Source organism: Ideonella sp. P3_A4, from assembly GCF_056403075.1.
This window is the reverse complement of the sequence record NZ_JBFUGE010001170.1, coordinates 1-1,045: the sequence shown is the minus strand read 5'-3', so window position 1 is coordinate 1,045 and position 1,045 is coordinate 1. Positions and strand designations below refer to the sequence as shown.

Genomic DNA, 1,045 nt, shown 5'->3' with positions numbered 1-1,045 from the left:
ACCTCGTACTCACGGGCCAGTCACGCTCCAATGAGTTCAAACCCGACAATTCGAACTTGTCACCGTTCATGCAGCGCTTGGCCCGAGCGCACGCGAACTGTCTGGAAGGTCTGCCTGTCTTCGGCAGCCTCCTGCTTCTTGCTCTCGCAACCGGAAGAGCGGAGATCACTGATCCACTAGCCCCGTGGTTGCTCGCCGCCAGGATCATTCAATCCACGATCCATCTGGCTTCAGTGAGCGTTCTTGCAGTCAATGCTCGCTTTGCCGCGTTCACCGTACAGATCGCAATCTCCATCTATTGGGCCTGGGCTCTGGTCGCGCGATGAGCAGGCTTGCGAACTCCGTGTGCTCTAACCCCTCCGTCAAGGGGACGTCCCGCAAGCGGGCCGCCCCTTACGTCGAACGTTAGACCTCTGGGCAGGTGCAGAATCCATCCATGAGCTACCTGACACCCTTAGAAGCCCGTGAGCTTCTTCAAATGCACTCGGGCAGGCACGGTGACACAAGTCATCCCAAGTGGGAGCTCGGATTTCTCGGAAGTCTCCGTCCATACAGCGGCTTGCGCGTTGAGAACTTTCATGAGGTCATGGCGTGCCTGAAGATACTTGCGCCCGAGTTAGAACATGGCGCCACCTGCGACAAAGACCTTATAGCCGGCATCTGGAGCATTTGCCACCTTGGGCGTTCTTGGGGCGTAGAAGCCGGTGGCATGCTCCGCAGCAACGGTTTGATATCGGCTGACCAAGTTGAACGACTCGACTCTTGGATCAATCAGATATCGTATGCAATGTTTTGTTTGCTCGATGGCTGCGGAGTAGAAATCGCGTTTGAACACTATGACGAACTCGAGGTCTAACCCCTCCGTCAAGGGGACGTCCCGCAAGCGGGCCGCCCCTTACGTCGAACGTTAAGCGCCGGAAATGAACGTGCCGGTGCACATCGAAGGCTCGTCGCGAAATTGGACGGTGGGAACACCGGACGAACTTGGTGAGTCCATCTCGTCCAAAGACAGTCGTGGTGGCGGAGCGTTTTGGCTCTCCTTCCC

2 protein-coding genes are annotated in these 1,045 nt (G+C 57.1%); both read left to right on the top strand.

Annotation, left to right across the window (positions count from 1 at the left end; all coding sequences use genetic code 11):
- Positions 1-326: MAPEG family protein (locus AC1DYI_RS36710; protein WP_477209002.1), on the top strand; the 326-nt coding region annotated here is incomplete at its 5' end.
- A gap of 110 nt (positions 327-436) precedes the next feature.
- On the top strand, positions 437-856 hold the full coding sequence (locus tag AC1DYI_RS36705; protein WP_477209001.1) for a hypothetical protein: 420 nt from the start codon (positions 437-439) through the stop codon (positions 854-856).
- Positions 857-1,045 lie beyond the last annotated feature (189 nt).

Coding starts and splice junctions, on each gene's coding strand:
- AC1DYI_RS36705 (WP_477209001.1), top strand. CDS start 437: ATGAGCTACCTGACACCCTTAGAAGCCCGTGAGCTTCTTCAAATGCAC.